Origin of the sequence: Shewanella sp. 10N.261.52.F9, from assembly GCF_041471165.1 — a bacterium.
In the GTDB taxonomy this organism is placed as follows: Bacteria; Pseudomonadota; Gammaproteobacteria; order Enterobacterales; family Shewanellaceae; genus Shewanella; species Shewanella marinintestina.
Window position 1 is genome coordinate 1 of record NZ_JBFRNX010000030.1, and the last position, 24,713, is coordinate 24,713.

A 24,713-nucleotide genomic window follows, 5' to 3' on the forward strand; every position below is an offset into this window, starting at 1 on the left:
TCATTTCCAGGCGCTAAATTAGTATCAAAGCCCGCTACGATGTAGCGGGCTTTTTTACGTCTGTCATTTGTGAAATATCCTGCCTTTTATAGACAAACATCTATCCAAGAAATAGCGCTTCGCTATCCTTTGCTGTCATCACTTCTGCACATTCAATAAGTGTTCAAACACATTGCTTCAATTCCATGTATTCGCTATGGGGACCTAGGCGATTATATGCTCCTCGGTGACTGCTCCTGCGTTACTCTACCTCCTATATCCATACCGTCGTGCATAATCGACACTTGCCACATCCATGTAGGTCGTAGAACATTTCCAGGCGCCAGACGTAAAATACCGAATGTAAACTTATTGAGAATACAGCTAGCCGTTAAGGTGACGGCTTCACTTCAAGTCGGCATAAATGCCATTCTTAGTAGTAAAGAGTCGACGTCGGTCGATAAATGTTCCAGACGATATCGACACTTCCGCCATCCTTTGCGGTCACCGCTTCTCTGCGTTCACTCTTCACTTAAAGCTGAGGGGCTGAATACTGCGTATTCAAAGCACCTCACTTCACCCTATGTGTTTGCTGCACGAACCTATAGTCATTTTCAGGCGTTAAATAGGAGACATGTTGTACAGCTATAGCTGAGTATCTATCCCGAACGAAACTAGAGCTTGAGTGCGCGCTATCATTACCAATGGTTCTTGTCACTTGTTATGCAGCTCAAGAGACAGTATTGGTAATGGGGTATGATTCGAGAGGAGAATGTTCTAACCCATAGATGCTTATGGCTTTTAGGGGGAAAAGGAATAAAACAAAATAGAAAGTTACTTATGTTGAGAATAAGAGTGCCTTAAAGCTCACTTTTATACGCTTTATATCTTAGCGTTAGGATGTTTGAAGTGTTGTGAATTGCTTTGCTACAGAGCTTTCTATCGCTCCTAGTTAGTCCTTAGAGTTTAATATTGACGACTAGATATAAAAAAGCCAGAGAAGTTCTCCGGCTATTTCGTGTCTATATGGTGCAAGAAAAACTTATTTGTCTTCTTTTAGCCATTGAGCAGCACGTTTAGCAAAGTAAGTTAAAATACCATCTGCGCCTGCACGCTTAAAGCAAAGCAATGACTCCATAACGATAGCTTTTTCTGCTAACCAACCATTTTGAATCGCTGCCATATGCATTGCGTATTCGCCACTTACTTGGTATGCAAAAGTTGGTACTGCAAGTTCAGTTTTAACGCGATGAACGATATCTAGGTAAGGCATGCCAGGTTTAACCATGACCATGTCAGCGCCCTCTTGGATATCTAAAGCAACTTCATGTAGTGCTTCATCGCTATTTGCTGGATCCATTTGGTAGCTATGCTTGTTGCCACCTTTTAGATTGCCTGCAGAGCCAACAGCATCACGGAATGGACCGTAGTAGTTTGAAGAGTATTTAGCTGAATAAGCCATGATCTGTGTATTCACATGACCTGCTTCTTCAAGTGCCTTACGAATAGCACCAATACGACCATCCATCATATCTGATGGAGCAACAATATCAGCTCCAGCTTCAGCGTGTGAAAGAGCCTGCTTAACAAGGATCTCTGTCGTGATGTCATTCATGATGTAGCCAGTTTCATCGATGATACCGTCTTGGCCATGAGTCGTGAATGGGTCAAGTGCTACGTCCGTCATGACGCCTAGCTGAGGGAATGCTTCTTTCAATGCGCGAACAGCACGTTGTGCTAATGCATCCGCATTGTATGCTTCCTCGGCCATCAAGGTTTTCTTCTCAGCTGGAGTTACTGGGAATAGTGCAATTAAAGGAATACCAAGCTCAACTAGCTCTTCTGCTTCTTTTAGTAGAAGATCGATTGATAAACGTTCTACACCAGGCATTGATGCCACTTGCTCTGTACGGTTATTGCCTTCAAGAACAAACATTGGGTAGATCAAGTCGTTTACGGTTAGCTGGTTTTCAGCCATTAGACGACGACTAAATTCATGTTTACGCATGCGGCGCATTCTACGTTGTGGGTAGGCACTAGTAATAATATTCACATTTGGCTCCAGACGATGGTGATATTAATTTTATATTGGGCTGTATAGTTTAGTACGATTACGCCCTTCATTTTTGGCTTGATAAAGTGCTTTATCAGCTTGTTCTAAAAGCAAGGTTGTATGCTCTTCTGAAGTGATAATCTCGCTATTCACACCGATACTTACTGTTAGCGGAAAGCTTTCTTCACCCCAGACTATAGGTTGTTCACTAATTGCTTTTCTTATAGTCTCAGCGACTTGCTGAGCACCAACTTGATCAGTGTTGGGTAATATAATAGCAAACTCCTCACCACCAAAACGTGATACTAGATCAGTTGGCCGCTTTAAGTTTTGCTTTAATATTTTAGCTACAATACGTAATGCTTGGTCGCCGGCAAGGTGCCCAAATGAATCGTTGATCGATTTAAAATGGTCCAAGTCTAGCATTAGTACTGCCATTGGAGTTTGCTGTCTACGACTTATTCTTCCTTCTGCAATTATGCGCTTATCGAATGAGCTTCTATTTTTAACTCCGGTTAAGCTATCTATTTTTGCTTGTTCGGTTAGCTTTTGGTTTGCATCATTAAGTTCGCGTAATGCAACTTCGAGCTCTAAAGTTCGCTCTTGAACCTTTTGGCTAAGTTGTTCGCTGCTACGAGCTTCAAGACGTAGCGCTTTATCTTTATGCTCTTTTGCCTTTTTCGCTTGTTCCAAAGCTTCCTGCTGTATTTTTAGTTTAGCCAAACGTTCATCGTTATAGCGTATCGCTAATAGTGCAGCCATAAATAGTACTTCAACACTAAGGCCCAACAGGAAAGGAGTTTTTGCATGCATATCCCACTCTATTAAGTCTAAGTAAAGTGCTCCAGATAACAGCGCACCTAGCATCATGCCTACCCAGCCTAAAGCAAATAGTTTTGCTAGTTTAAAACCTTTTAAAGCTTGAGTTGCAGACATATACATCAGCATGATACTCGCTATCATCACTGCATAAATTGTGATTCTTAGCGCTGCTGTGTAGCTTAGGAATAGGCCGATGATAAGAATTAGTGCTGATAATGCTGCACAAATACGACACAGCCGAAGCATCATCTGATTATGATATTTAAATAGCATCACTTTTTCTGAGAATAAAAAAGCGAACATCATTGATAAACTTAATAGTGCGGGTAAAGCGTACTGCTGAACAATAGGAAAACTTGGCCAGATAAACCTAAATGCGAGTCCGTGAAGTGTAGCGACAAAAAGCGTGATAGATAATACATAGGCAGAAAAGTAACTGTAACTATAAGAGTGCGAAGTTATCGCAATAAAGAGGCTAAAAAGGCCAATAGCAGCTAAGATCCCTAATTGAAAACCATAAAAAACTGATTGTTGCTCTGCGTTTTGATAATAGGCATCACTTGACCATAAGCTAAGAGGAATATTAGCTGCACCTGAGTTCTCTATTTTTAAATAAAAGTGATGCTCATCACCTTGGTTACTTGTAAAAGAGTATAGAAAATTAGCACTGACAATAGCCCTTTCCGTAAAAGGTAGTAGATCCCCCAAGCGTAAAGACTCGACTTTTTCGGCGTTTTTTACGTGATATAACTCTATAAAATCTAGGTGAGGGTTAGCTAGTGATAAAATTTGCTGTCTAGGCTGTTTTGCCGTTTGCGCTATGTTGAACTTAATCCAATATGTCCTTTTACTTATACTGCTACTTTGCGTTTCAATATAAGGTTGCCAGTCAATATTTGCGGTTGCTATGGTGACTAAGTCGGCGTCAATGGGCTGTTTTGTACTATAAAGTATAGATGTTAGTTGGACTTCACCAGACATTTCTTCGGTGATGATAAACTGCTCATTTGCACTAGTAAAACTAGAAAAAATAAAAGTAAATACCAGCAATAAGCGATGAAAGCTAAAGGCCATTAATTATCTAAACCAAAAAAAGTGCGACTATTAAAATAGGTTTGACCAGCAAAAAGCTCCAGTGGCTGCTGTTTAAGATCTGCAATGTATTGTGCAATGTAGGGTAGATATTTAGGTTCATTTTTACTGGATTTTGGTTTAGGTCGCATACTTCTTGGAATGAGATAAGGGCTGTCGGTTTCTATTAAAATACGCTCATTTGGAATAAGAGGTACTATTGATGCCAGCTCTTGGCCACGACGCTCATCACATACCCAACCTGTTACCCCAAGATATAGATCTTGTTCAATATATGCTTCTAAAGAAGCCTTATTGCCAGTAAAACAATGTAATAGTGCTGCAGATAATTGTGGACGGTACTCTTTTAAAATTGCTAAAAAGTCTGCATGAGCATCACGTTCATGCATTAGTACTGGCATATTGAGCTCAACAGCTAACGCTAATTGATCTGCAAATACTTGGCGCTGAATGTCTCGTGGTGAGAAATCTCGGTTATAGTCTAATCCACATTCACCAATGGCCACAACGCAAGGTGTAGTGGCAAGTTGTCTAATAGCGTTTACGCTATCTAAGTTCCACTCGCTGGCATGGTGTGGGTGAACACCAGCGGTGCTAAACAGCTGTTCAGGGAATTGCTGGCAAAGGGTCATTGCGTGCTGGCTTTCTTCTAAGTGGCTTCCAATAACAACCATAGAAGTAACGTCATGTTGTTTGGCATCGTCAACAACACGCTGTATATCTTTTTCTAGAGAGCTGCCAATAAGATTGACAGCTATATCCATATATTGCGGCATTACTTTAAACGCTTCACTCTTATCGTGCTATTACGCCCATCGGTACCAAGGATAAAAGAACCAAGAGCAGCTTTTTCGATATAGACGATTTGATCGTCTTTTAGCTTAAACCTTGTAGTATCTGTTTGTTTCCAGACCTGTCCGTTAGTAAAAGATATTTTAAGTATCCCTCTAGGATCTTTAGTTACAGATTTTACTTGTAGCTGAACCTTTTCAATTGTCTCTTCTGTTTTATAAACACGGCCAAAACCTTCACTAGGATCGACTTTCGTTGCTGTGACTGTTGCTGAAGCAGCGGGAACAGTAAGCGTACTAGTCTGCGGTTTACTGGTTGTTTGGGGCCCGATAGACGAGGCCAGGTTGTCAAAACAAACTAGACGTTCAAGCTTATCTTGTATTGCTGCACACTGTGAAATTTGGTTTTCTAAAGAGGCATTTGCTGTAGCAGATACGAGTAGTGACGCTGTAGCGAGTAATAGAAAATGTGGCTTGATCATCAGTAACTTCCTTTTATTCTTATAAAGCAGGCTTGAGGCTGATTTTACATTGTATTGGGTCAATTGAAACCGCAAAGTTATCTAGTGTTAAATCTTATGAAAACAAAAAAGGTACTACCTATGCCAATGAAGGAGCAGGTAATACCTTTTTATAAGATGACGATTAGACTTTATTGAGACTCAGACTCTTTCTGTTCTTCTCCATCTTCACTTTCATCATCTTCGTTGTCTTTACTGTAGAAACGCGCTGCAATCAAACCGCCTTCAAACAAAATAAGCATTGGGATTGCTAACATCGTTTGAGAAATAATATCCGGTGGAGTTAGTAGCATACCGATAACGAACGCACCAACCACGATATAAGGACGCTTTGCTTTTAGGTCAGCAGGTGTTGTTACACCAGCCCAGCATAACAGTACAACTGCTACAGGGATTTCAAAAGCTAAACCAAAAGCGAAAAACAGTTTTAGAATAAAGCTTAGGTAACTACTAATGTCGGTAGCAACTTCTACTCCTTCTGGAGCAACGCTAGTAAAGAACCCAAAAACAACTGGGAACACAACATAGTAGGCAAAAGCGATACCTAGATAGAACAACAATGTACTACTGGCAAGCAGAGGCACAACCAAACGTTTTTCGTGCTTATATAGACCTGGCGCAACAAATGACCACACTTGATAAAGCACGTAAGGTACTGCAACGAAAAATGACAGCACTAACGTCAATTTAAATGGAGCAAAAAATGGCGCTGCAACATCGGTTGCAATCATACTGCTTGATTCAGGTAGGGCCTGCATCAAGGGCGTGGCCATGTAATGGTAGATATCGTTGGCCCAATACACCAAACAAATAAACACCAAAAGCACGCTACCAATTGCTCGTAATAACTTAGTACGTAACTCGAGCAAATGGCTGATTAATGGCTGCTGTTGTGACATGGACTACCCGTTAGGTTTGTCTGAATTAGCACTCGTTGTCGAGCTTTTCTCTGTAGTCGAGGTTTCTTGGGCTGGAGTTTCTTTCGCCGTAGGAACGTCTTCTACTTGATAAGGACGATTAACAGATTGAGCCGCTTCTTTTAGTTGATCGATTGAATCCTGTAACTCTGGAGAAAGGTTCTTTAAACCCTGACTCTCTGCATTTTTCAAATCAGAGTGCAGTTGCTCAATCTTAAGCTCCTGCTCTAATTCGTCTTTTACCGAGTTAGCCATTTTTTTCATGGCGCGGATCCAGCTAGAAATTGAGCGCACCGCGGTTGGGAGTCTTTCAGGGCCTAGTACGACAAGGCCCAAGATCCCAATCAGCAGCAACTCCATAAAGCCGATACCGTCGAACATAGTCGATTACGCCTGTTCTTTGCCCTTAGACTCAGCCTTTTTCTCGGCTGTCTCTGCAACTTTTGCAGTTTCTGTCACTTTTGCAGTGTCAGCAGCTGGTTTATCAGTTGCGTTATCTTCTAGTGCTTTCTTCTCTTCTTCAGAAGACATTGCGTTCTTGAAGCCTTTAACTGCACCACCTAAATCGCCGCCTAGTGAACGTAACTTCTTAGTTCCAAACAATAATACGACAATTAAAGCAATAATAAGAAGTTGCCAAATACTAATGCCACCCATGGATGAATCCTCTTAATTAGATACTGGTTCTATTATGAACCTTTGGTTATTTAGGTCTAGCTAAATTTTGCGATTCTTTGGTCTTGATCGCCATCCCAGCACCCACAGAGCGATGCCTATGCCAATACTGCCATAAGAGGGCCATAGTGTAGCGTCTTGGTTTAACAAAATAGTGCCGCAGATCACTAAAACAGCCGATGTAATCAAAAGATAGTTACTTTTATGAGCTTTTTGTTGATGTTTGAGATACCGATCTAACAAATTATTTTGATTTTTAGATAGGTTGCGGCCCATTTTAAGGTTGTCATAAATAAGTTCTGGTAGTTCAGGTAAGTGCTCCGCCCAATATGGTAACTGTTGCTTAACTTTTGCTGCCATTGCTTTAGGCCCAACTTGCTCGGCCATCCATTTTTCTAGGAATGGCTTTGCTGTTTGCCATAAATCGAGTTGTGGATATAACTGTCGGCCGAGGCCTTCGATATAGAGCAAGGTTTTCTCCAGTAGCACCAGTTGCGGCTGCACTACCATGTCAAATCGTCGAGCGGTTCTAAATAGTTCCAGTAAAACATGGCCAAAAGATATTTCGTCCAGTGGCTTATTGAACATTGGTTCGCATACAACCTTTACTGCTTGCTCAAAAGCAGCAACATCGGTATCGGGTGATACCCAACCCGACTCAATATACAACTGTGCAATACGTCGATAATCGCGATTAAAGAAAGCAAGAAAGTTCTCTGCTAAATAACGTTTATCTTCATCGGTTAACGTACCCATGATGCCGCAGTCTAACCCGATATAGAAAGGATCATTAGGGTGCTCGCGGCTAACAAAAATATTACCTGGATGCATATCTGCATGGAAAAAATTGTCACGGAAAACTTGAGTGAAAAACAGTTCTACACCGCGCTCTGCTAGCAACTTGAGGTTAGTGCCTTGGGCTTCAAGCGCAACTTTATCCGAAACCGGCACGCCGTCGATACGCTCCATTACAATTAAACGTGTGAAGCAAAGATCTTCATACATGTAAGGAATATAAAGAGCATTAGAATCGATAAAGTTATTCCGTAGCTTAATCGCGTTTAACGCTTCAAGTTTGAGGTTTAACTCACCTTCAATAGTTGTTCGGTAATCTTCAATCACTTCGGCTGGACGTAGGCGATTATTAGCACCTAGTAAGCTTTCTAAAAAGTCAGCTGCCTGCGACATAAGTAAGATATCAGCATGTACTTTTTGCTCAACGTCAGGACGCAGCACTTTTAGTACAACTGCAGCACCATTAGATTTTAATGTCGCTGTGTGCACCTGGGAAATAGATGCTGAGGCTAATGGGATATCGTCAAAGTCATTAAAATAATCTTCAATAGGTGCGCCAAGCTCAGCTTCAATTGATGCACGGGCGATGGCTGAGTCAAACGGGGGGACTCTGTCTTGAAGCATTGCCAGCTCTTCAGCCCACTCATCAGAGAGAAGATCCCGACGCGTCGATAGCATTTGACCAAACTTGATATAAACGGGGCCAAGTTCTTGCATTGCCAGCTTTAAACGCTCACCACCGACCTTATCTTTATGCTTATTACGTAGCCAGAAAAAGCAACCCCTTAACAATTTGAAGTACCAAGGCGTTAACTTAGAAGGAATTAAGTCATCCAAGCCGTAATGTAATGCAGTACGAATGACGTGATAAGCGCGCCTGATACTTTTTACTGTCATGGTTTCATTTTTACCCTGTTAATAAGCTGTTCTACTCGAGCTGTTATCACATTGACGTCTTTGACTAAGTCGTCAATATTATCGCTTAAGTGTATGTATTCGAGTTTATGGGGAGCGAGTCGATACTCTTCAGTCGTTAGCTGGCCGATATGCGAACGTGTTTTGCTAAACACTGCACTTAAATCGGTTTTGGCTTGCTTTAAGCCTTGGCTAATAAAGTGCGTAGGCACATCGCCAATATAACGTGAGAGAGGCTCAGAGAAGTCGACATCAATTTGTTGCATATAGTGGCTAAAAGTCTGTAATAGACCTAGATCACCTTCCAAGCTCAGTTTATCTTGTTTGATCAGCTCGGTTAGGTTTGCACCTTCTGTTAATTGATAAAGCGTTGTTATATCAGCGTTAATCTTAGTGGTCACTTCGCCTTCATAACGAGAGAATACTTGGATCTCATTGGCAAATAAAAAGTAAAAAGGCCAATTGAGTTGGGAAAGCTGAATGCATAACACTTTGCCATGCAGACTACGCTGTTTGGCGTAGTCTTCTGGAGATTGTGAGATCAGTTTGTTTAAACTGATCTCTATCGCGGCGCAGGCTATTAATGGCAGGTCACGAGACATAGTCAGTCCAATCAGAATTTGTAACCTTTATGAAGGGCTACGATGCCGTCAGTCATATTGGTGTAGTTGACTTGTTCAAAGCCTGCATCTTCCATCATCTGCTTTAGAGTGTCTTGATCTGGGTGCATGCGAATCGATTCAGCTAGGTATTCATAGCTGTCAGCATCTTTGGTAATTAAAGAGCCCATTTTTGGTAACACTTTAAAACTGTATAAATCGTACACTTTACGCATGATTTCATGCTGAGGCTTAGAAAACTCAAGCACAAGTAACTTTCCGCCAGGCTTTAACACTCTCAGCATTGAAGCTATTGCAGCATCTTTATTAGTTACATTTCGTAGACCAAAAGCGATGGTGATAATATCAAAGTGGTTGTCAGGAAAAGGCAGTGCTTCAGCGTTAGCCTGCACGTAATCTACATTGCCAACAATGCCTTTGTCTCTTAGCTTTTCACGGCCAACTTTAAGCATTGAATCGTTAATGTCGGCTAAGATCACTTGACCAGTGTCGCCAACAATACGAGAAAATTTTGCGGTTAAATCGCCAGTGCCGCCAGCTAAATCGAGTACTTTCATTCCTGGACGTGCACCCGCACTTTCGATAGTGAAGCGCTTCCACATGCGGTGGATACCGAAAGACATAACGTCATTCATAATGTCGTACTTAGCTGCGACAGAATGGAATACGCCAGCAACCATGTCGGCTTTCTTCTCTGCTTCAATTGTTTTGTAACCGAAGTGAGTGCTCTTTGGATTGTCGTCTGACATCTATGTGTTCCTATAACGTTAACGATTAAATTGTTGCGATTGTAAGCCATCAAAGACAATTGCTGAATCTTTCATCTATCAGTCTGTGATGAAGGTTAACTATCCGTATGAGGATAATAAAAAAATGCGTGATGGCGCAGTCTATCGCAAAATTGACAGCGCATTACACCACACTATTTACCAATGTTGAATAGTTATTACATGCTATAGAGCATTAATACGTCCGTTGATATATGAGTAGATCAATTCGCTGATACTTTGCCCTGTTTCACGGTGTCCGGCTGCGGCTCCAGCCACGTGACAGCTCGGTGCTGCTTCGGCCAAATGTAAGTATATGCTTGGGCAATGTTTCGCTATATAACTCACGTAGTGTAGGGCATCGAGCAGTGGAACTCCTGCAGCGGTTGAAGCGCTGCTAGGCATATTAGTAATGGCATCGAGATCAAGCTCTACAGCAACGGGTAATTGGGTATTATTAAGCTGTTTGCTTATCTGCTGAAGTGCGTCTTCAAGACTGAGTTCACGGCGAACCCAGATTTGTTGCAAGCTATGCCAATTACCACCAAAGGTTTCAAGCTGTTGCAGCGTAGTTTCACTATTCTTGAGTTCATGCAGCCCTAAGACGTGATAATAACCTAGCGCACCAGACGAGGCGGCATAGCTAAAACCATTACCGCTGTGACGACCCTCTTTAGGTCTAAAGTCAGAGTGTGGATCTAGGTTGACAGCGGCAATAGGGTGCTTGAACGTAGCTTTAGCAGCCATCAGCAAACCGTACGCGTTATTGTGGCCACCGCCGATCACAATCGGTTCGAGTCCTGCGCTAAATACTGCTGATAGTACTTGGATGACGCGCTCATCGAGTTGATCAACATGGTTTCTTAATTGTGCTGTTTCGCTGTTTTCTGGCAATGCCAGATCTTCAGTTTTAATTTGGCCTAATACTAGGCACTCATTGCCGCTAAGAAAGCGATTCGATTGTAAATTCAAAAATTGAGCCATAGCACTGTCAAATGCATCCGTCGCACCGCCGCGCCCTAAATTAGCTCGTGGCCCAATATCTTCACCTATCCCTAAAATGACAAAGCGTACACCGCTTGCTTTGGCATGATTTAAGTTGCTGTCTAGCGCTAGGTTGACTTCCGGAAGCACCACGCGTTGACCAAGTTTGGTTTCGCCGTTACGGGTGTTGAGTAAGCTTTGGAGTTTATCTTGGGTGAAAGCAGTGAGATTCAGCATGATGTTATTCTTATTGTTAGCTTTGATGCGATCTAGTTTAAGCTGATAAATTTTGTCTGCAAGTCATACTAATTTTATCCAGTAAACAGATACAAAAAAGCCAGTCACTAGGACTGGCTTTAAAAGCATAATAGCAAAGGCTATATAACGAGATTTTCACTTAATCAATATCTAACGGCTCTGGCGATAGAATGATACCTGTGTTGTCAGCATATACATGGTCACCTGGTAAGAAAGTTACACCACCAAAGTTTACAGGGATCTCTAACTCACCTACCGCATTGCTGTCGGCACCTACAGGGATAGAAGCTAGCGCTTGAATACCGATGTCTAGATCTTCTAGTGCATCAACGTCGCGTACCGTACCGTATACGATAATACCTTCCCAGTTATTCTCTACTGCTTTTGCTGCAATCGTTGCATCAAGTAGCGCGCGGCGAAGTGAGCCACCGCCATCAATTAGTAGAACTTTACCTTCCCCATCTTCTTGAACAGCATCAATGATAAGACCATTGTCTTCGAAACACTTAATGGTGCTAATCGAGCCACCAAAAGAGTTACAACCACCATAATTACTGAACATGGGTTCGACAACATCAACAACATCGATATAAGTGTCACAAAGTTCTGAGGTGTTGTATTCCATAAGAACACTCCTGATAGATAGAGATGCTCAGTATTCCGAGCAAACAAGTAATTGCACTCAGTATATAAGGGATTCTTAAAAAGAAAAGCGTTATCAATCACGCAATTGTCCAATATCAAGCCGTTCGGTTGTGTTGTAGTAATATTTCTTCTTGTTGGCGAATAAGTAAGCTTAAATATGACCCAGGTCATTATATGACGTTTTTTTATTACTTTTTGTGAGTGATTTTGTTAGCATGTTGTCAGTTATTTTGATAAATACTTTAATTTGACCCGCTTTAGGGGCACGGAACCCCCAACTAGCTTAGGGAAGGCATAGGGCCTAAAAAAGGTGCCTTATGGAAGCTGTAAACACGATTGAAATTATTGGCTATGCTGCATCAGTGATGGTTGCGATATCACTCATGATGAAAGACATTATTTGGTTGAGATGCCTTAACTTTACAGGCTGTAGTCTGTTTGTTATTTATGGCGCGTCAATCGAAGCTTGGCCTGTAGCAGGTATGAATGCGTTTGTTGCGTGTATTAATATCTATCACTTATTAAAGCTGTATAGAAACCGCAATAACTCAGAGCTCGCCGCTGAATAACTAGCACAAGCTGAGGCAGCCTAGGACCTCTTGACTGGGCTGCTCAACTCTTCTATGTACATCATAACTTTACCCTACCAGTCCGTTAATGTTATCGCCTCTTAAACTTAAGTCTGTCATAAAAGTTTAGATAAGCTGTCACTATGACGTCATGGAGTTTTCATAGCTTGCCAAGTATATCAAGCGTTGGAGAACATGATGGCTTCAATAACAGTATTAGACCAAAGGCTATACCACTACATAGTACAAACTGGCCAACAGCATGGGCTAAAACCGTTGGCGTTTACTTTGTCAGCTTCTGGAAATGGCCCTGCTTATTTATATCTGGCGGTAGCTTGTGTGTTGGTTGATAGGCAAGTTGATTCATTATTTAATGTTATGCTCGCTGCCTATTTGGTCGAGCTTCCTTTGTATTTCATCCTTAAGAATTTGATCCGTCGACCTCGCCCTTGTCATGCACTTGTTGGTGGTAGCGCAAGTTTAGAGCCTGCAGACAAGTTCAGTTTACCTTCAGGCCACACTGCAGCGGCATTTGTTATGGCAACAAGTATCTACTTTATTTATCCAGAGTTTATTTATTTTGCAGCTTTATGGGCCATTTCGGTTGGTTGTTCCCGCGTTATATTAGGCGTGCACTATCCTCTAGATATCCTAGCAGGCGCATTGCTTGGGATTGTCTCAGTCATACTCAGTCAGCCATTTCTTTAGGAGAATAACTTGCGAATTCTTTATGGAGTACAAGGTACCGGTAATGGTCATTTAAGCCGAGCTAGAGTGATGGCAAAGGCGCTACAAAAACAAGGTGCAAATGTCGATTTCTTTTTTTCCGGCCGCTCAGCAGATCAGTTTTTTGATATGCAATGTTTTGGTCACTATCAAGTTCAATCAGGTTTAACTTTTTCTACTGAAAATGGCCGAGTAAGCGTTGCTAAAACTGCAAAGCAAAATGCATGGCTAGGATTCATCAAGGATGTTAAAAGTTTAGATTTAAGCGGCTATGATTTAGTACTTAATGACTTTGAGCCTGTTTCAGCGTGGGCTGCGAAAAATCAAGGGATCCCGTCAATTGGGATCAGTCATCAAGCTGCATTAAACTTTCCTGTACCTAAGATGGGTGATAGTTGGTTTAACGATATGATGTTGAGCTATTTTGCCCCTGTTGATATTGCGTTAGGTTGTCATTGGCACCATTTTGGTTTTCCTATTTTACCACCCTTTGTAGAAGTTGATGTTGTTGAGCAACAGCTTGCACATCAAATCTTAGTTTATCTGCCATTTGAGTCGCCAGATGAAATCGTTAAATTTCTAGCGCCTTTTAGTGATTATACTTTTTTGGTGTATCACGCAGCCAAACCAACTACCAAGCCTTCGGATCACATACGGTGGCACGGTTTTGATCGCGATGGTTTTAAAGCGGCGATGGCCAGTTGTGGTGGTGTGGTTGGCAATGCCGGATTTGAGCTGGCGAGTGAAGCTCTCACTTTAGGCAAAAAGTTGTTAATAAAGCCACTTCTAGGCCAATTTGAACAATTATCTAATGTGGCAGCATTGGAGTTACTTGGTGCTGCAGAGTGCATGAAAACTTGTCTTGACTCCAATGCTTTACGACGTTGGTTGAAAGCGCCGATGCCTGAGGCTATTGCTTACCCTGAGGTTGGCGATGCACTAGTAAACTGGCTACTAAAAGGTGACTGGAGTCAGCCAGAGCTATTATGCCAGTCGCTCTGGCAAGAGGTGAGTTTACCATTGAGCTGGCAGAAAAAAAGCCCTTAAGCCGATTGTACTTAAATTGATATTCTTACTGAGTCTGCCGACTAAACAGGCTGCGGTATTAAAAGCTAGCTTTAAGGGCGTATAATTACATTATCTATCGCCTGGATCTCTATTAGATAAAACGATTATGCAGCTAAAACCACTGGCAAAGGGACGCTTTCATTCTTTATGGGAGCAAGAACATGATGCAATTGAGCTGATAATGCGCGAGTGCATAACTGAAACCAAAACCGTTGATGCGAACTACAAGTTAATGCAGCAAGGGCAGCAGGTTAATGCATTAATTTTAGTGCCTTATGGCCGGATCTCTATGGGGTATACCGCTAGAAACGGTCGTAGTTTTCAACTTGGTACCATGACTTGTGATTCGCAATTATTTGGCGAGATGGAGTTTTTCACCGACTATTTATGCCAGCTCGATATTATTGCCGAAGAGCCTATTGAGATATCCATTATTAATGGTGATAAGTTACAGCTTGCGTTAGCACGTACTCCAAAATTCGCATTGTTCTTCGCTAGTGCTATCGCCATTGATTACCAAGATACCGTCGATATTTTTACTCGTAGAATGCTGTATCCCATTGCTTACAATATTGCTTATGATCTTTATCACCAGTATCTCAAAGATCAACCTGTTGAAGGGTTTACTAAGTGTTACCTAGAAGCTGAACGCTTTGCTACAACAGATAGAGTGTACCGCAGAGCAGTGAAAAATCTTGAAGAAATGGGGCTAATTAAGCGGGATAAAGAAGGCTTAATTATTGAAGACTTAGAAGGGCTTAAGGCGTTTATTGAATAGCTCCAAGCCTACGTGGGCTTGGAGCTATTTAGCACTTAAGCGACTTTTTGGGTTAATGACATTTGCTGACGGCTAGAAAGCACTAGCATTGCCAGAATTAACGCGTAGATAACCGGAATGGCGTACATCACGGTCTGTAGACCTATAATGCTTTCAAATAGCGAGCTAATAGCAGGGCTAAACATAGCGCCAGCACTTCCACTAATTAAGATGTATGACACATTACGGCTGCTAGCGGTTTTCACAAACGATACACCGTAAGCGATAAAGGCGTTATACAGTGCTGCGCAGGCAAAGCCATAGCCATAAGTTAGGTAACCTATCCAGCTTAAGTTTTCAGTGGTTACGATAAGGCTAGTGATCACAAATGCTAGAGATATCACACCCACTAAAAAATGTTGGATCTTAACGCGAGTCACAATCATTGTAGAGACGAGCGCCCCCACAAGTGCCGCTGACCAATACTGAGTAATGATATTACCCGCCTCTTCGAATGGGATATCAAACTTGGTTTTAACGAACATCGGTGCCCATGTTAGAAAGGTATACAAGGCAAGCATCCCAAGGAATAGACCTATACCGCCGCTAATGATACCAAAGTTCCACTCGGAGTTATCTTTACTTGAATCTTGCTGATCTTGAGCCTCACACAATTCAAAATTAGTAGCTAGCGCAATAGCCGCTGTCGCTAGTGCCACGATACCAACCGCAAGATAGCTGTAACTCCAAGATAATGCATTGCTAAGTGCATAAGTTGTGATTAGTGGAAACACCACGCCAGCGACATTAAATGTCGCATCCTGTACCACTAGCATGGTGCTTTGAATCTTGTCTTTCCAAACCGATACTACAATTGTACCTGCTATACAAAGGCCTACACCGCCACAAAGACCAATAATGGTCATTGCAATCATAACCACGCTAAGTGAACTGGTAAAATGCAAAGCTGCTGCACTAAGGGCAATACTGATATAGCTGAGTAATGTAATGCGTTTGACACCGATTTTTTCAATTAGAAAGAAGGCTGCAATCGTCCCTGCTAATGCACCACCATTTAGTAGTGAAAAGATAGAGGCGACTTCGTTAACGTTAGCCGAAAACTTTTGTGCTATAGGTTCAATCAGCATTCCGAATTGGGTTGCAAAGCCTGCCATCACGAAGTTGGCTAGAAAGCTTAGCAAGGTTAAAGAGATTTTGTTTTGCATCATTTGTTCCTATTCTTGCTATATCACAAGCTTAAATAAAAGCAAAACCGCTGGAAGCAGGGCTTGCAGCGGCTGAGTTGTCTTTACTGACAGGCTGTTTCTAATGCCAGCTCAATCATTTGGTTAAAGGTGAGTTGACGAGCCTCTGCACTGGTTTCTTCGCCCGTTAAGCAGTGGTCAGATACAGTGAGAATCGCTAAAGATTCAAAACCTTTGTGGTGGGCAAGCCCGTATAGGCCGGCGACCTCCATATCTACGCCAAGCACGCCAAAACGTTCAAGTGCTGGGATCATGTCTTCATCTGGGTCGTAGTACATATCACCGCTGAAAACGTTACCCACTTTGACGTTTATCTGTTTTTGTTGGGCAATCATGTATGCTTTGTGCAACAAGTCGAAGGTAGCTGATGTTGCCATTTGGTAGCCACTGCTGCGCTTAGTATTTGTAGGCGAATCTGTGCCGGCTGCTTGGGCTAAAATTACATCGTTTATTTTTACATTGTGCTGAGTTGCCCCAAGGCTACCGACACGAATGATGCGTTTAACACCAAAGTCTGCCACAAGTTCATGGGCATAAAGCACCATAGATGGGATCCCCATACCGTGACCCATAACCGAAATGCGCTGACCTTTATAAAAGCCGGTGTATCCAAGCATATTGCGAATATTCGTTACTTCTACCGCATCTTCTAAAAAGTTTTCTGCTATGTATTTTGCGCGTAGTGGGTCACCAGGCATGATGATTGTTTCAGCGAAATCGCCAAGCTTACCGTTGATATGTGCAGTCATGAGCTATCCTCTTTTTGATTGCCGCTGATAGTAAGTCTCATTGTCACAAGGGGAGAGGACATAAGTCCGCATTGTTAGAAATTGGGGGAATTTTTTGTATTAGTTCACACTAATTGCTTAAGCGTTGTTCAGTTTGATGATAAAGGAGGTGTGCTAGGTAGCGAGATGAGATCACCTCAATAAACTTGATGATCTCATATTGAGCGGTATTGAGTATCGTTAATACTCTAGATGCGCCTATTTGTGATATTTAACTGCCATATCGATTAATGGCTCGCGGCTAGCCTTGGCTGCCCGCAGACGAGCAAGGTATTTTTCCCATAAATCGAGTTGGTGAGTGGCAAGATCGTGCAGCACCTTCCAAGAAAACAAACCTGTATTATGGCCATCATCAAAGGTGATTTTAACGGCGTAATTACCAACCGGGTCAATGGCACTGATATTGACGTTTTTCTTGTGGGTGACCAGTACTGGATTACCGTGACCATGCACTTCTGCTGATGGCGAGTATACGCGCAACATTTCACAGCTTAGCTGGTGGGTCTCACCATTATCGAAAGTCATCTCAAGTTGGCGAGATTTACGTTTTAGCTTAAGCGCTACCACATTAGGTGTGCTGTTATCTTGAGTCATCTATTAACCGACATGATTTTAACGAGTATTAGAAACAGAATAGCGGTTAAGGAGCATATTGTCCTTAACCGCTATCACTAATTTAGCCATTATTTGGCAAAGAGCTTAAGCTGAGCTTATAGGATAAAGCGGCTTAGATCTTCGTCTTGTACTAAGTTATCTAGGTGCGCTTTAACATAGTCTGCATCGATAACTGAAACAGAACCAGACTTGTCAGACGCTTCGTAAGAAAGCTCTTCCATCAAGCGTTCCATTACTGTGTGCAGGCGACGGGCACCGATGTTTTCAGTTCGCTCGTTGACCTGCCAAGCTGCTTCAGCAATGCTATCGATACCATCTTCAGTAAACTCGATGGTCACGCCTTCAGTGCCCATTAAAGCAATATATTGCTCAGTTAGTGATGCGTGTGGTTCAGTTAAGATACGCTTAAAGTCACCGGCTGTGAGTGCATCTAGCTCAACACGGATAGGCAGACGACCTTGAAGTTCAGGGATCAAGTCAGATGGCTTAGACATCTGGAACGCGCCCGATGCGATAAACAAGATATGGTCAGTTTTTACCATGCCGTGTTTAGTGTTAACCGTACAGCCTTCAACAAGAGGAAGTAGGTCACGCTGCACACCTTCACGAGATACATCAGGGCCTGACGATTCGCCACGCTTACAGATTTTATCGATCTCATCTAGGAATACGATACCGTGCTGCTCAACAAGCTCAATTGCTTGTTCTTTTAAGTCTTCTTGATTAACTAGCTTAGACGCTTCTTCTTCAATCAATAGCTTATAAGCTTCTTTGATTGGCATCTTGCGGCGCTTACTCGCACCCGGTCCCATATTTTGGAACATACTTTGTAGCTGGTTAGTCATCTCTTCCATACCTGGAGGAGACATAATCTCAATGCCGGCTTGTGGCGCGGCAATATCGATCTCAATTTCTTTGTCATCTAGCTGACCTTCGCGTAATTTCTTACGGAAGATTTGACGGGTTGCGCTGTCATCAGCTTTTTCGCTATCCCAATCTTCTTTCGGTTTAGGTAGCAATGCATCTAAAATACGCTCTTCTGCAGCTTCTTCTGCGCGGAATTTACACTTCTTAATTTGCTCTTCACGAGTCAATTTAATTGCCGAGTCGGTTAGATCGCGAATGATCTGCTCAACTTCTTTACCCACGTAGCCCACTTCAGTGAACTTGGTCGCTTCAACTTTAATGAAAGGGGCTTTTGCAAGGCGCGCTAAACGGCGAGCGATCTCAGTTTTACCTACACCAGTAGGACCAATCATAAGAATGTTCTTTGGCGTCACTTCTTGACGAAGATCTGCAGCAAGCTGCATACGGCGCCAGCGGTTACGCAGTGCAATGGCAACTGAACGCTTGGCTTTTTGTTGGCCGATAATGTGGCTATCTAGCTCGTGAACAATTTCACGTGGTGTCATTTCAGACATATTCTTTCCTCATGCTTTACAGCATTTTTTACTTAGCGCGTAGGCTTAGTACTTTAATTCTTCAATTGTCTTAAATTGGTTGGTGAATACACAGATGTCACCAGCAATTGTTAGCGATTTTTCAGCAATTTCGAGTGCACTCAAGTCAGTGTTTTCAAGTAGTGCAGTCGCAGCTGATTGGGCAAAGTTGCCACCAGAACCAATCGCGATAAGATCATTTTCAGGCTGAACCACATCACCATTACCGGTAATGATTAATGAAGATTCAGCGTCGGCCACAGCAAGCAAAGCTTCAAGCTTGCGTAGCACTTTATCTGAGCGCCAGTCTTTAGCCATTTCAACGGCTGCGCGCATTAGGTGACCTTGGTGCATTTCAAGCTTAGCTTCGAAACGCTCAAATAGGGTGAATGCATCGGCTGTACCGCCAGCAAAGCCCGCAAGTACCTTGTTGTGGTACAGACGACGAACTTTTCTAGCATTGCCTTTCATAACGGTGTTACCGAGAGAAACTTGGCCATCACCGGCGATAACGACTTGGTTATTTCGGCGTACTGATACGATTGTGGTCACAATAAATCCTCTTCTCTAGCCAGCGGCATTATGCCTGCTGGTTGACGATAATAAAGATATGGGGGTGGTGAATTGAATATCAAGGGGAGCAAAGGTTTGTTGGCATAAAAAAACGCTGCACAGGGCAGCGTTTTTTCTAACAGGAATAGCCTTAACCTTCCCAGAACCAGATTTGGCAACCGTTAGTGCCAGCGTTTTGCAGCACATGGCGTTGTCTTTCAGCATCGCGCTTTTTGTCATAAGGGCCTAATACGACCTTATACCAAACACCGCTACTACCTGTTGCCTTACGCACCTGCGCCTCTAAACCTTGAAAAGCGATAATCGCTTTTAGCTCATTGGCCTGTGACTCTTTTCTAAACGAACCACATTGCATTTGATAAGGACGTTTTGGCTTATTTGATACTTCAGGAAGATCGACTTCGACCTTCTTGTTTTCTAGCTCTTCAAGGTAAGTCCATTCCTCTTTAGGTACAGGAGGAAGTGCATCTGGATCTTTCTTAGCTGGCTTTTTCTTTGGTTGTTCAACCACTGCCGGAGCAGCTGTCGGCTTGTCATTGCTGCTTAATATCCACAGTAAATAACCAAAGCTAGCAATACCTACAAGCGTGATAAGCCCCAGCAAAATTGGAAAGCGTTTAGGTGCTTTTCCTTTTGAGCTCTTTTTGCGAGCGCTGTTCTTACCTTTTCGAGCAGGCTTACGGTTTGCATAATCACGATTTGTCATGAGCTGAAGGTTACATCCGTTCTAATGTTTCTAGACCAAGAAGGTTTAAGCCTTGTTTTAGTGTCTTAGCAGTAAGCTGTGACAATAATAGACGGCTCTTCTTTTGCTCTTCAGATTCAGCGGCTAACACTGGGCAAGCTTCGTAGAAACTTGAGAACGCACCGGCTAGCTCAAATAGGTAACCACAAAGGGCATGCGGTTGGCCTTTGCTAACCATACGTGCCATCACTTCGCCAAACTGAGCAAGCTTAGTGCCTAGGTCTTTCTCTTTTTCATGCTCTAGAATGATTTTCGCATCGCTTAAATCAACGTCTTGAGCACGTTTGAAGATCCCTGCAACACGCGTGTAAGCGTATAGTAGGTATGGCGCTGTGTTACCTTCAAAGCTAAGCATTTGCTCGAAGCTGAAGATGTAGTCACTTGCACGGTTTTTAGATAGATCAGCGTATTTAACTGATGCGATACCGACAACGCGAGCAATCTCGGCTAATTCAGCTTCATCCATATCTGGATTTTTGCTACGAACAAGCTCAAGAGCACGAGTATCGGCTTCCTTCAGTAGGTCAATAAGCTTAACTACGCCACCAGAACGAGTCTTAAATGGACGACCATCTTCGCCATTCATGGTGCCAAAGCCCATGTGTTCGAAGCTCATTTCTTCACGTACAAACTTAGCGGTTTTAGCTAGTTTGAATACTTGTTGAAAGTGCAGCGCCTGACGTAAATCGACAAAGTACAATGCGCGGTCAGCATTAAGTACGTTTGAGCGGTAACGCATTGCCGCTAAATCGCTAGTTGCATATAGGTAACCGCCATCGGCTTTTTGGATAATAACCGGTAGTGGCTCGCCTTCTTTGTTTTTGAATTCGTCTTGGAAAACAACTTTTGCGCCGTTGCTTTCAGACAACAGACCTTGTGCATCAAGGTCGGCAACTACTTGAGCAAGATCGCTGTTGTAAGCACTTTCACCGCGTACATCAGCGCGGGTTAGGCTTACACCTAAACGCTCATATAACTCATGGCAGTGACTTAGCGAGATATCGTTAAATTCACGCCATAGTTTGTTACAGTACTCGTCACCTGATTGCAGCTCAACAACCAATTTACGTGCACGAGTGGCAAATTCTTCTGACTCGTCAAAACGGACTTTAGCGGCGCGGTAGAATGTCTCTAGATCAGACAGTTCCATTTTAGCTTGCTCGCCGTTGGCAGCTTGCAGCTCTTCCATATAAGCAAGCAGCATACCGAACTGAGTACCCCAGTCGCCCACGTGGTTTTGACGAATAACTTTGTGGCCCATAAATTCTAGGGCGCGTACTACGCTGTCACCAATAATGGTTGAACGTAAGTGACCTACGTGCATCTCTTTAGCCAAGTTTGGCGAAGAGTAATCAACAACCACAGTTTGTGGCGCTGGCAGCTCAATACCAAAGGTGTCGCTGTTTAGCGCAGCCATTAACTGGTTTGCTAGCGCATTATCATCGATAAAGAAGTTAATGAAACCAGGGCCTGCAATCTCTACTTTTTCAACATGAGCTGATTCAGGCAGGTTATCGATAAGCAGTTGAGCGAGTTCACGTGGATTTTTGCCCGCAGCTTTAGTTAGCATCATTGCCAAGTTAGTTGCAAAATCACCGTGGCTTTTATCTTTCGTTCGGTCAACTTGAATACGAGCTTCGAAGTCAGCAGGAACAATCCCTTGTTGTTTAAGGGCATTTAAAGATTCAGCGAGTAAAGATTGAGTATGTGATTTCATTGGCGTTTAATCGACACTTACATAAAGAAAAATAATAAGGGGTAACCGACTATTTTAGCCGCTAGTGGCGGTGAATTACTATCCTCTAGCGAAATTTTTCTGCATTGGAGCGAATAAAGTCGATTTAAAGCAAATCTTGTGGGTCTCTATCTATACTCCAGCGACACTTTTTGGCCAGAGGTAATTGCTCTATTTGCGGCAATGCACGTTCAAACTCTGCCTGTAATCGATTCCGGTTTTTTGTTTGAAATAATAACTGACGGCGATATTTACCGGCCTTTCTATCAAGCGGTGCTGGCATTGGGCCAATCACTTCGCACTCATCGTCTTGTGGTAGCAAAGCACCAATCTGATTTAATAGATTGTCGGCATCGATTGCTTGGTGCGCTTCGGCGCGGATTAATATCATGTGCCAAGCTGGTGGCAATAACGCTTGAGTGCGTTCAAATAGCTGATTACGAGCAAACTCACCATAACCTTTATGCATCAGCTCACGCAGCATGGCGTTATCACTTTGATGAGTTTGCAGTAATACTGTGCCCGGTTTTGTGGCGCGGCCGGCGCGACCTGAAACTTGAGTATAAAGTTGGCCGAACCTTTCAGGCGCTCTAAAGTCTGCACTAAATAGTGCGCCATCAACATCAAGCAGGCCGACAAGCGTCACATCTGGAAAGTGGTGTCCTTTAGCCAACATCTGGGTGCCGACCAAAATCTTATACTCGCCTTTGTGAATGGCGTTGAGGTGCCCCTCAAGTGAACCTTTATTGCGAGTGGTATCTCTGTCGATACGCACCACCGGATGATTTGGAAACTCTTTCTCTAAAAATGAGGCTAATTGCTCGGTGCCGACGCCTTGACCGGCAAGCATGGTACTGCCGCAGCTGTGGCATTGTCTTGGAATGGCATATTGATTACTACAGTGGTGACAGCGAATTTCGCCCAAAGCTTGATGCACAGTAAAAAAAGCATCGCAGCGGTCACATTCATGCAGATGACCGCACTCATGGCAAATAAGCGCAGGGGCAAAGCCGCGGCGGTTCAAAAACAAAATTACCTGATTACCGGCATCAAGATGAATACGCATCTCGTTTAATAATGCGTGCGACATACCTGAGCGCAATGGCTGATTACGAATATCGACAATGCCCTGACGCACTTTTTCAGCCGCACCGGCGCGCTTGCCTAAATGTAGGTGCTGGTAACGACCATTTAGTGCATTTTGTAAGGTTTCTAGTGATGGTGTTGCGGTACCTAAAAGCACGGGGATATCTTCTAAGTGACCACGCATAACGGCTAAATCACGGGCATGATAGCCAACACCTTCTTGTTGCTTAAAGCTTGAGTCATGCTCTTCATCTAAGATGATAACGCCGGGATAAAGCATCGGGGTAAACAATGCCGAGCGGGTGCCGATAATAATCGCGGCTTCGCCAGATTTTGCTTGGCGCCAAGCGTCTAATCTTTGATTGTCGGTTAGTCCTGAATGGATCACCGCCACCTTAACGTTGAACCTGCGACGAAAACGGTTAATGGTTTGCGGCGTTAGGCCAATTTCAGGCACCAATACTAAAGCTTGCTTGCCTTGCTTGAGTATTGTTTCAAGCATAGCGAGATAGACTTCGGTCTTGCCCGAACCCGTTACACCTTCTAGTAAAGTGCAGTGATAACCTGTTTGCTGGGTGAGTGTTGCAACAGCAATGGCTTGTTCAGGGTTGAGTCTATGAGGCTCTTCGGTCATCTCAAGCTCGCTACGCCAGCTTAAGTCGATATCGAGCGTACGGTTCTTCTTTTCAATCCAACCTTTATCATCTAAGGCTTTTACGGCGGCTTTACTTAACTCTAAGCTGGTTATTTCGCTCAGCTCTAGATCACGCTCTCGTAAACTATGCAGCAATTTACGCTGCGCTGGTGCGCGGTTTAACTGATTAATATCTGCTTCTTTGCCCGCATCGGTTAGTGTCCAATAAGTAACGCTAGACGCTTTGACTTCGGCGCCTTTACGCAGCGCGACCGGAATAGCTTGCGACAACATTTGTCCCAAGCTGCAGAAGTAATATCGTGCGGCCCATGCGGTCAGCTTATACAGTGATTCAGGTAGCAATGGCTCATTATCTAAAATCGCCACTATCGGTTTTATTTGTTTAGGTGTGAGCGAGCAGCTGTCTGTTACAGCAGTAATTAGGCCTATGAGTTGTTGGCGACCAAAGGGCACTTGAACACGCATGCCTTTTTGAGGCGTAATAGTGATGTGTTCAGGGACTTGATAGCTAAAGTTTTGTCGCATTGGAACGGGAAGGGCGACTTCAACAAACAAAGGCATAGAGTTACAGGCTCGAAAGGATACTGTCTTTAAGTGTACCGAGGCTATTTAGTCAGAGCCAGCGACAATTGATTTAATTGCTGCTAAGCCAAGAGGTTGTTGTAAGTAAGTGAGCACTTTAACCTTAGATGTTGAAGGTTTATTTTTGCGGTATGCTCGCAAGACAACAATGGTTCATAACTTGAAATCATTAATAAAAATCTGCAGCGATAGTCTTTATATAAATGGTCTAAGATGAATAGGCAGCAGGTAAGTATCTGGTTATGTGGTTACTTGATAAAAGCTGATTTAATTGAA

Annotated in this window: 24 protein-coding genes; 4 read left to right on the forward strand and 20 right to left on the reverse strand. The window is 43.1% G+C overall.

What is annotated here, in order from left to right; translation table 11 throughout:
• Positions 1-1,021: 1,021 nt before the first annotated feature.
• The 12 genes from hemB to rraA all read right to left on the reverse strand — a co-directional run bounded on the left by hemB (position 1,022) and on the right by rraA (position 11,814).
• Positions 1,022-2,032 carry a porphobilinogen synthase gene (hemB, locus tag AB4298_RS18860; RefSeq protein ID WP_028766639.1) on the reverse strand — a complete coding sequence of 337 codons (1,011 nt, stop codon included), beginning with the start codon at positions 2,030-2,032 and terminating at the stop codon, positions 1,022-1,024.
• Positions 2,033-2,062: 30 nt separating this feature from the next.
• A complete protein-coding gene (locus AB4298_RS18865) occupies positions 2,063-3,928 on the reverse strand; it encodes a sensor domain-containing diguanylate cyclase (protein ID WP_371987911.1) in 1,866 nt (621 codons plus the stop codon).
• The gene (locus tag AB4298_RS18870) at positions 3,928-4,722 is read right to left on the reverse strand and encodes a TatD family hydrolase (protein WP_371987912.1); all 795 of its coding nucleotides are present in this window, start codon (positions 4,720-4,722) and stop codon (positions 3,928-3,930) included. Before AB4298_RS18870 ends, AB4298_RS18865 begins: the two co-directional genes overlap by 1 nt.
• Positions 4,722-5,219 (reverse strand): hypothetical protein, encoded by a 498-nt coding sequence (locus tag AB4298_RS18875; protein WP_371987913.1) that lies wholly within the window; start codon positions 5,217-5,219, stop codon positions 4,722-4,724. The genes AB4298_RS18870 and AB4298_RS18875 overlap by 1 nt, the downstream gene beginning before the upstream one ends.
• 170 nt (positions 5,220-5,389) lie before the next feature.
• Positions 5,390-6,157, reverse strand: a complete 768-nt coding sequence (tatC, locus tag AB4298_RS18880) for a twin-arginine translocase subunit TatC (RefSeq protein ID WP_248998991.1) — start codon at positions 6,155-6,157, stop codon at positions 5,390-5,392.
• Between the two features lie 3 nt (positions 6,158-6,160).
• Complete coding sequence (tatB, locus tag AB4298_RS18885) at positions 6,161-6,556, reverse strand: Sec-independent protein translocase protein TatB (protein WP_248998992.1); 396 nt, start codon at positions 6,554-6,556, stop codon at positions 6,161-6,163.
• A gap of 6 nt (positions 6,557-6,562) precedes the next feature.
• On the reverse strand, positions 6,563-6,832 hold the full coding sequence (gene tatA / locus AB4298_RS18890; protein WP_248998993.1) for a Sec-independent protein translocase subunit TatA: 270 nt from the start codon (positions 6,830-6,832) through the stop codon (positions 6,563-6,565).
• A 60-nt stretch (positions 6,833-6,892) separates the two neighbouring features.
• Positions 6,893-8,542: a ubiquinone biosynthesis regulatory protein kinase UbiB gene (gene ubiB, locus AB4298_RS18895; RefSeq protein WP_371987914.1), complete on the reverse strand. Its 1,650-nt coding sequence runs from the start codon at positions 8,540-8,542 to the stop codon at positions 6,893-6,895.
• Entirely contained in the window at positions 8,539-9,162 is a 624-nt protein-coding gene (locus AB4298_RS18900; protein ID WP_371987915.1) for a ubiquinone biosynthesis accessory factor UbiJ, read from the reverse strand. Before AB4298_RS18900 ends, ubiB begins: the two co-directional genes overlap by 4 nt.
• Positions 9,163-9,173: 11 nt before the next feature.
• On the reverse strand, positions 9,174-9,929 hold the full coding sequence (gene ubiE / locus AB4298_RS18905) for a bifunctional demethylmenaquinone methyltransferase/2-methoxy-6-polyprenyl-1,4-benzoquinol methylase UbiE (protein ID WP_248998996.1): 756 nt from the start codon (positions 9,927-9,929) through the stop codon (positions 9,174-9,176).
• Between the two features lie 204 nt (positions 9,930-10,133).
• Positions 10,134-11,168, reverse strand: a complete 1,035-nt coding sequence (locus AB4298_RS18910; RefSeq protein WP_371987917.1) for a formimidoylglutamase — start codon at positions 11,166-11,168, stop codon at positions 10,134-10,136.
• A gap of 160 nt (positions 11,169-11,328) precedes the next feature.
• Entirely contained in the window at positions 11,329-11,814 is a 486-nt protein-coding gene (gene rraA / locus AB4298_RS18915) for a ribonuclease E activity regulator RraA (RefSeq protein WP_248471076.1), read from the reverse strand.
• Between the two features lie 337 nt (positions 11,815-12,151).
• Between rraA and AB4298_RS18920 the strand changes: the two genes are divergently transcribed.
• The 4 genes from AB4298_RS18920 (at position 12,152) to AB4298_RS18935 (ending at position 14,975) form a co-directional block, all read left to right on the forward strand.
• Positions 12,152-12,403: a YgjV family protein gene (locus tag AB4298_RS18920; protein ID WP_248998998.1), complete on the forward strand. Its 252-nt coding sequence runs from the start codon at positions 12,152-12,154 to the stop codon at positions 12,401-12,403.
• Between the two features lie 195 nt (positions 12,404-12,598).
• A complete protein-coding gene (locus tag AB4298_RS18925) occupies positions 12,599-13,111 on the forward strand; it encodes a phosphatase PAP2 family protein (protein WP_371987920.1) in 513 nt (170 codons plus the stop codon).
• 9 nt (positions 13,112-13,120) lie between these two features.
• The gene (locus AB4298_RS18930) at positions 13,121-14,176 is read left to right on the forward strand and encodes an MJ1255/VC2487 family glycosyltransferase (RefSeq protein WP_371987922.1); all 1,056 of its coding nucleotides are present in this window, start codon (positions 13,121-13,123) and stop codon (positions 14,174-14,176) included.
• A 127-nt stretch (positions 14,177-14,303) separates the two neighbouring features.
• Positions 14,304-14,975, forward strand: coding sequence for a Crp/Fnr family transcriptional regulator (locus tag AB4298_RS18935; RefSeq protein WP_371987923.1), 672 nt, complete (start codon positions 14,304-14,306; stop codon positions 14,973-14,975).
• Positions 14,976-15,010: 35 nt separating this feature from the next.
• Here the strand turns inward: AB4298_RS18935 and tsgA are convergent, their stop codons facing one another.
• The 8 genes from tsgA to priA form a co-directional block, all read right to left on the reverse strand.
• Positions 15,011-16,180, reverse strand: coding sequence for an MFS transporter TsgA (tsgA, locus tag AB4298_RS18940; RefSeq protein ID WP_371987924.1), 1,170 nt, complete (start codon positions 16,178-16,180; stop codon positions 15,011-15,013).
• 83 nt (positions 16,181-16,263) lie between these two features.
• On the reverse strand, positions 16,264-16,968 hold the full coding sequence (gene deoD / locus AB4298_RS18945) for a purine-nucleoside phosphorylase (RefSeq protein ID WP_371987925.1): 705 nt from the start codon (positions 16,966-16,968) through the stop codon (positions 16,264-16,266).
• 237 nt (positions 16,969-17,205) lie between these two features.
• The gene (locus tag AB4298_RS18950) at positions 17,206-17,601 is read right to left on the reverse strand and encodes a gamma-butyrobetaine hydroxylase family protein (protein ID WP_248999004.1); all 396 of its coding nucleotides are present in this window, start codon (positions 17,599-17,601) and stop codon (positions 17,206-17,208) included.
• 116 nt (positions 17,602-17,717) lie between these two features.
• A complete protein-coding gene (gene hslU / locus AB4298_RS18955) occupies positions 17,718-19,043 on the reverse strand; it encodes an ATP-dependent protease ATPase subunit HslU (RefSeq protein ID WP_371987927.1) in 1,326 nt (441 codons plus the stop codon).
• Between the two features lie 45 nt (positions 19,044-19,088).
• Complete coding sequence (gene hslV, locus AB4298_RS18960) at positions 19,089-19,613, reverse strand: ATP-dependent protease subunit HslV (RefSeq protein WP_220767023.1); 525 nt, start codon at positions 19,611-19,613, stop codon at positions 19,089-19,091.
• A gap of 151 nt (positions 19,614-19,764) precedes the next feature.
• Positions 19,765-20,340: an SPOR domain-containing protein gene (locus AB4298_RS18965; RefSeq protein WP_371987928.1), complete on the reverse strand. Its 576-nt coding sequence runs from the start codon at positions 20,338-20,340 to the stop codon at positions 19,765-19,767.
• A 10-nt stretch (positions 20,341-20,350) separates the two neighbouring features.
• Complete coding sequence (argS, locus tag AB4298_RS18970; RefSeq protein ID WP_371987929.1) at positions 20,351-22,096, reverse strand: arginine--tRNA ligase; 1,746 nt, start codon at positions 22,094-22,096, stop codon at positions 20,351-20,353.
• 124 nt (positions 22,097-22,220) lie between these two features.
• Complete coding sequence (priA, locus tag AB4298_RS18975) at positions 22,221-24,416, reverse strand: primosomal protein N' (protein WP_371987930.1); 2,196 nt, start codon at positions 24,414-24,416, stop codon at positions 22,221-22,223.
• Between the last annotated feature and the right edge of the window lie 297 nt (positions 24,417-24,713).

Bases quoted from the DNA above. Each gene is read 5' to 3' on its own strand.
- AB4298_RS18865 (WP_371987911.1), bottom strand. From the start codon at position 3,928: ATGGCCTTTAGCTTTCATCGCTTATTGCTGGTATTTACTTTTATTTTT.
- AB4298_RS18870 (WP_371987912.1), bottom strand. From the start codon at position 4,722: ATGCCGCAATATATGGATATAGCTGTCAATCTTATTGGCAGCTCTCTA.
- AB4298_RS18875 (WP_371987913.1), bottom strand. From the start codon at position 5,219: ATGATCAAGCCACATTTTCTATTACTCGCTACAGCGTCACTACTCGTA.
- tatC (WP_248998991.1), bottom strand. From the start codon at position 6,157: ATGTCACAACAGCAGCCATTAATCAGCCATTTGCTCGAGTTACGTACT.
- tatB (WP_248998992.1), bottom strand. From the start codon at position 6,556: ATGTTCGACGGTATCGGCTTTATGGAGTTGCTGCTGATTGGGATCTTG.
- tatA (WP_248998993.1), bottom strand. From the start codon at position 6,832: ATGGGTGGCATTAGTATTTGGCAACTTCTTATTATTGCTTTAATTGTC.
- ubiB (WP_371987914.1), bottom strand. From the start codon at position 8,542: ATGACAGTAAAAAGTATCAGGCGCGCTTATCACGTCATTCGTACTGCA.
- AB4298_RS18900 (WP_371987915.1), bottom strand. From the start codon at position 9,162: ATGTCTCGTGACCTGCCATTAATAGCCTGCGCCGCGATAGAGATCAGT.
- ubiE (WP_248998996.1), bottom strand. From the start codon at position 9,929: ATGTCAGACGACAATCCAAAGAGCACTCACTTCGGTTACAAAACAATT.
- AB4298_RS18910 (WP_371987917.1), bottom strand. From the start codon at position 11,168: ATGCTGAATCTCACTGCTTTCACCCAAGATAAACTCCAAAGCTTACTC.
- rraA (WP_248471076.1), bottom strand. From the start codon at position 11,814: ATGGAATACAACACCTCAGAACTTTGTGACACTTATATCGATGTTGTT.
- AB4298_RS18920 (WP_248998998.1), top strand. From the start codon at position 12,152: ATGGAAGCTGTAAACACGATTGAAATTATTGGCTATGCTGCATCAGTG.
- AB4298_RS18925 (WP_371987920.1), top strand. From the start codon at position 12,599: ATGATGGCTTCAATAACAGTATTAGACCAAAGGCTATACCACTACATA.
- AB4298_RS18935 (WP_371987923.1), top strand. From the start codon at position 14,304: ATGCAGCTAAAACCACTGGCAAAGGGACGCTTTCATTCTTTATGGGAG.
- tsgA (WP_371987924.1), bottom strand. From the start codon at position 16,180: ATGCAAAACAAAATCTCTTTAACCTTGCTAAGCTTTCTAGCCAACTTC.
- deoD (WP_371987925.1), bottom strand. From the start codon at position 16,968: ATGACTGCACATATCAACGGTAAGCTTGGCGATTTCGCTGAAACAATC.
- AB4298_RS18950 (WP_248999004.1), bottom strand. From the start codon at position 17,601: ATGACTCAAGATAACAGCACACCTAATGTGGTAGCGCTTAAGCTAAAA.
- hslU (WP_371987927.1), bottom strand. From the start codon at position 19,043: ATGTCTGAAATGACACCACGTGAAATTGTTCACGAGCTAGATAGCCAC.
- AB4298_RS18965 (WP_371987928.1), bottom strand. From the start codon at position 20,340: ATGACAAATCGTGATTATGCAAACCGTAAGCCTGCTCGAAAAGGTAAG.
- argS (WP_371987929.1), bottom strand. From the start codon at position 22,096: ATGAAATCACATACTCAATCTTTACTCGCTGAATCTTTAAATGCCCTT.
- priA (WP_371987930.1), bottom strand. From the start codon at position 24,416: ATGCCTTTGTTTGTTGAAGTCGCCCTTCCCGTTCCAATGCGACAAAAC.